6 protein-coding genes and 1 pseudogene are annotated in these 4,467 nt (G+C 69.4%); 4 read left to right on the plus strand and 3 right to left on the minus strand.

The features are described 5' to 3' along the window. The coding region (locus RMO04_RS07830) for a hypothetical protein (RefSeq protein WP_309644225.1) at nucleotides 1-184 on the minus strand (184 nt) is incomplete at its 3' end. Between RMO04_RS07830 and RMO04_RS07835 the strand changes: the two genes are divergently transcribed. Beyond that, complete coding sequence (locus RMO04_RS07835) at nucleotides 152-349, plus strand: hypothetical protein (protein WP_309644226.1); 198 nt, start codon at nucleotides 152-154, stop codon at nucleotides 347-349. The genes RMO04_RS07830 and RMO04_RS07835 overlap by 33 nt on opposite strands. Nucleotides 350-414: 65 nt before the next feature. Here the strand turns inward: RMO04_RS07835 and RMO04_RS07840 are convergent, their stop codons facing one another. Continuing rightward, nucleotides 415-2,445 carry a TonB-dependent receptor domain-containing protein gene (locus tag RMO04_RS07840; RefSeq protein WP_309644227.1) on the minus strand — a complete coding sequence of 677 codons (2,031 nt, stop codon included), beginning with the start codon at nucleotides 2,443-2,445 and terminating at the stop codon, nucleotides 415-417. 132 nt (nucleotides 2,446-2,577) lie between these two features. On the opposite strand from RMO04_RS07840, the gene RMO04_RS07845 reads away from it, so the two are divergent. Continuing rightward, nucleotides 2,578-3,060 (plus strand): Fur family transcriptional regulator, encoded by a 483-nt coding sequence (locus RMO04_RS07845; RefSeq protein ID WP_309644230.1) that lies wholly within the window; start codon nucleotides 2,578-2,580, stop codon nucleotides 3,058-3,060. Here RMO04_RS07845 and RMO04_RS07850 read toward each other — a convergent pair. Next, nucleotides 3,057-3,551, minus strand: coding sequence for a GNAT family N-acetyltransferase (locus tag RMO04_RS07850; RefSeq protein WP_309644228.1), 495 nt, complete (start codon nucleotides 3,549-3,551; stop codon nucleotides 3,057-3,059). The two genes, RMO04_RS07845 and RMO04_RS07850, sit on opposite strands and share 4 nt — an antisense overlap. Nucleotides 3,552-3,754: 203 nt before the next feature. Here RMO04_RS07850 and arfB point away from each other — a divergent pair, with 203 nt between their 5' ends. Beyond that, the gene (arfB, locus tag RMO04_RS07855) at nucleotides 3,755-4,180 is read left to right on the plus strand and encodes an alternative ribosome rescue aminoacyl-tRNA hydrolase ArfB (protein ID WP_309644229.1); all 426 of its coding nucleotides are present in this window, start codon (nucleotides 3,755-3,757) and stop codon (nucleotides 4,178-4,180) included. Nucleotides 4,181-4,230: 50 nt separating this feature from the next. After that, nucleotides 4,231-4,467 (plus strand): annotated as a pseudogene (locus tag RMO04_RS07860) (hypothetical protein); the annotation flags it as partial.

Raw genomic sequence — 4,467 nt, forward strand, 5'->3', positions numbered from 1 at the left:
CGAACGTCCTCGCGAAGACCGCGCCGCGCAGGACGACCGCCCCCGCCGCTAGCGTTTCGACCGTGATCGCGATCGTCCGGAACGCGACCCCCTGGCGGTTGTCGAGCCCAAGGCCTCCCCGCTGGTCGTCCGCGAGGAACAGGCGTCTCCTGTGCTGCGCGACGACGACGGCGGCGAAAGCCATGCGCCCGCCTTCCTGAAGGCGCCGAAGCTTCCGCGAGCCGCCGCGCCCAAGGCGGTGGCCGAAGAGGCGGCCGGCGAAGAAAAACCCAAGGCCAAGCGCCGCCGGGCTCCGCGCAGCTTCGAGGGCGGCGAAGGCCCCGCCTCCAGCGAGACCGAGGACGCCTAGGCCGAGCGCCTGGAAATTGAGAGCTAGGAGGACGCCCGCCCTGATCGGCGGGCGTCCTTTTTTTTCTAGAACGTGTAGCCGGCGCCGATCCGGAAGCTGCGGCCCGGCAGGGGCGCCAGGTCCTTCAGGAACGAGGCGTGCTCCCGAGCCTCGGCGTCGTTGATGTTCCGGGCGTCGGCGAAGATCTTCAGGCCCTTGTCAGTGAACGGCCTGAAGACGAGCGACGCATTGAGCATCCGATAGCCGTCCGTCGGCAGTTCGCTGTCGGCGACGCGGTCCTGTTCTCCGACCTGGCGCAATTCCAGCTTGCCGGTCCACCAGCCGCCCTCGAACACCGCGCGGCCCGTGGCCGACCAGGACGGGATTCGCGCGGGCGGGCCCAGGTCCGTCGCACCGTGGACATAGTCGGCCGAGCCTTCCAGCGAGAAGCTGCGCTCGCCATCCTCCCAAAAGCGATATGAGGCCTCGACCTCGGCGCCGTAGAATTCCGCGTTGGTCTGGACGTACTCGTAGATCGCAAACCCGCTGTCGGGATCGGTCAGGCCGTTGGCGCGAAGGTCGATGAAGCTGTCGTACTTCACGCCGAAGGCGTGCAGGTCGGCTTCCCACTTGCCGGCGCCATAGTGGGCGGTGGCGTCGAACGAGTAGGAGACCTCGGCGTCGAGGCTCCCGTCGCCGCGTTCAAAGCCCCGGGTCGCGGCGTGCGCGCCATTGGCGAACAGTTCGGCTTCGCTGGGCGCCCGTGAGGTGCGCGACAAGCTCACCCCCAGGAACCAGCCGTCAGCGGGGCGCACGAAGGCCCCGAGGCTGGCGGAGAGATTGGTGAAGTCGTGGGCGCCAAGCGCGCTTTCCAACTCGCGGCGGTCGAGGCGCAGCCCGCCCTCCACACCCCAGTCGTCGCGATCCAGGCGCTGCAGGGTGAAGACGCCGACTTCGCTGATCTTCGTCGACGGCACATAGGCCTCGTCGCCGATGGCGTCCAAGTTCCGTGACAGGGCCTGCATCCCCACGGCGCCCTGCCACCCATCCCGCGCGGCCTGAACCAGTTCGGCGCGGGCTTCCCAGCCGTCGGACAGGAACAGGGTGCCGACCGCGCCGTCCTCGATTTCCGCATGCTCATACTCCGCGTAGCCCGCGGAAACCTTGAGCTGGTCGAAGACGCCGAGATTCAGGTCGACGCCGCCGCGCAGGTCATAGCGGGTCTGCTCAAGCTCGATGTGGACGCCCTCCTCTTCGTGCTCGCCCGCACCCTCCTCGTCCTCATGCTCATGCGCGTGGCCGGGAACGCCATAGGTTGTCGTCGTACGCTTCACCGCCAGGCCCAGGAAACCGCGGTCGCCGGCGTAGGAGACCCCGCCGCCATAGGCCTCGAGCTCAACGGCGGTGTTGTCGACGGTGGAGTCGACAGGACCCGGATAGGATTCGCCCTCGGCCGCCACGAACCGTCGCGACTCGGCGGGAACAGGCACGTTGTAGTTCGAGCTCTCCCGCCGCAATCCATCCAGGCTGAACACCCACTTCCCGACCCCGGCCTTGAGCGCCGTCGACAGGGTCGAGCCGTCGTCGACGCTGCTGGCCGACCCGTTGATCCGTCCATGGAAGCCCTCGACCGGCTTCTCCGTGATCCGGTCGTCGATGATGTTGACGATGCCGCCGATGGCCGATCCGCCATAGGCCAGGGCCGAAGGGCCGCGCAGCACCTCGATCCGCTCGGCCTCCTGCGGATCGCTGGCGACCTGGTGATCCGGCGACAGGGATGAGGCGTCGATCATGCCGACGCCATTGGTCAGGACCAGGACACGGGGTCCCGCGAGGCCCCGGATGACGGGGCGGCTGGCGCCGGGTCCGAAGAAGGTCGATCGCACGCCCGGCAGCCCCGACAGCACATCGCCCAGCCCGCCCGAAGCGCCGGTGTCGAGGTCCTCGCGCTTCAGCACCTCGACGCTGGTGGTCACCGAATCCATCGACACGACATAGGGCGCGGCGGTCACGACCACCTCCGAGACCTCTCTCTGCGGCGCGGCGTCGTCCGCGCAGGCCGGATTGGCCAACAGGGCGAGGACGCCGGCGGCGGCGAACAGAGCGGTCTTGGTCATGCGATGGTCCTGGCGACCAGGGCGGGCCGGAGCCGCCCTGTTATGAAGTAACATCTTGTGTTATGAGATAACATAACTCGCCGTCAAGCCGCCATGGTTGCGAAGGCGGCGCGAGGTGGTTAGCTGATGGACATGGGATCAGAGTGTCACCACGCCGACGGGGCGCATCCCGGCCTGAAGGGTCCGGCGTTGAGCCATGCCCTGGGTGCGGCCGAGACTCGCTGCGCGGCGACGCAGGAACGCCTCACCGCGCCGCGCCGCCGGGTGCTGGAGCTGCTGCTGGAGTCCGACGCGCCGCAGAAGGCCTATGACCTGATCGCCGCGTTCGGAGCTCACGGCGAGGCGGCCAAGCCGCCCACCGTCTATCGGGCGCTGGAATTCCTGGAGCGCCTGGGCTTCGCCCACCGGATCGAGAGCCTGAACGCCTATGTCCCCTGCCGGATCGACGGCCAGAGCCACAACGCCGCGTTCCTGATCTGCGACTGCTGCGGCGCGGCCCAGGAGTTCGAGCCGGACTTCACCGCCCAGCTCGCCGCCGCCCAGCAGGCCGGCTACGAAGTCGCCGGCATCACCCTGGAAGCCCGCGGCCGCTGCGCCGCCTGTCGTGTGAGCTAGGGCCGCAGGCGCGCCATGGTGAGCGCGTCGACATAGGCGCCGTCCCGCCAGGCGTAGTTCCGCAGCACCCCTTCCCGCTCGAACCCGAACCGCTCGTACAGGGCGATGGCGCGCAGGTTGTCGGTCCAGACGGTCAGTTCGACGCGCTTCAGATTCAGCCATTTGTCGGCCTGCTGGACCGCCGCCGACATCAGGGCCGTCCCGACCCCGCGCCCCGCATAGGCGTCATGAACGGCCATGCCGAACGTGCCGACATGCGCCCGCCGCGCCTCCAGGCGGTTCATGCCCAGGGTGCCCACGACCTTGCCCTCGATCACGCCGACGAAATTGGTGTGGCCCGCCGGCAGGGCCGCCATCCGCTTTCGCCGCTCGTCGACGCTGGTGAACGGCGTCTGCAACGTCCCCCAGACCGCCTGGGGCTGGTTCAGCAGTTCGGCGATATCAGCGGCGTCCTCGGGTTCACGGGCGCGAACCTGGATGTCCCGGCTCATCTCGTCTCTCCTTGAAGCGGGCGAGACGTGGCCAAAGAAAAGCCCCGTCCGTCGCCGGCGGGGCTGGTGTTCGAAGCGGGCGCTGAGCTCTAACGCACGACGTCTCCCACCGGCCCGGCCTGGGCGGTGCAAAGCGTTACGTGCATGAAGATCGCGGCGCGCATGGGCTAAGCTTAGCCCGGAACAGGGAATCGGAAAAGTCGGTGATCGACGTCACCCCCGCCATCAGCCTCTCGGACGACGAGATCACCCTGCGGTTCATCCGCTCGGCGGGTCCCGGCGGCCAGAACGTCAACAAGGTCTCCACCGCCGTGGAGCTGCGCTTCGACGTGCGCGGCTCTCCGTCCCTACCCAATGACGTGGCGATCCGGCTGATGAAGCTGGGCGGCCGCAAGATCACCCAGGACGGGGTGCTGGTCCTGGTCGCCATGACCCATCGCACCCAGGAGCGAAACCGCGCCGACGCCCTGGACCGCCTGCTGGATCTGATCCGCAAGGCCGCCGAGCCGCCGCCTCCGCCGCGCAAGAAGACGAAGCCCACCAAGGCCTCCAAGGTCCGCCGCGTGGACGCCAAGGTGCGGCGCGGCGGCCTCAAGTCGAACCGCGGCCGGGTGACCGGCGAGGATTGATCGCGGAAGCTCTTGGCGCGCGGGCCTCGCCTTGCCTATGGTGCGCCGCCATGTCCCTGCGCCTCGCCCTGCCGTTCGCCGCCCTGCTTCTGGTCGCCGCCTGCGCGCCCACCCTGGGCCCCCCGCCACCGCCTCGGCCGCCTCGCGACGCGCCGCCGCCGCCGTCCGCCGGCGGCTTCCGCGCCGGAGACTTTTCGTGGTCGGCCGTGCCCGGCCCGGGCCGGGTCGACGGCCGGCTGGCCTATCGCGCGGGTCCCGTCCGCTATTGCTGCGCCGGCGGCGGCGGG

Source organism: Phenylobacterium sp., from assembly GCF_031412415.1.
In the GTDB taxonomy this organism is placed as follows: domain Bacteria; phylum Pseudomonadota; class Alphaproteobacteria; order Caulobacterales; family Caulobacteraceae; genus Phenylobacterium.

Coding starts and splice junctions, on each gene's coding strand:
- RMO04_RS07850 (WP_309644228.1), bottom strand. CDS start 3,551: ATGAGCCGGGACATCCAGGTTCGCGCCCGTGAACCCGAGGACGCCGCT.
- RMO04_RS07845 (WP_309644230.1), top strand. CDS start 2,578: ATGGGATCAGAGTGTCACCACGCCGACGGGGCGCATCCCGGCCTGAAG.
- RMO04_RS07840 (WP_309644227.1), bottom strand. CDS start 2,445: ATGACCAAGACCGCTCTGTTCGCCGCCGCCGGCGTCCTCGCCCTGTTG.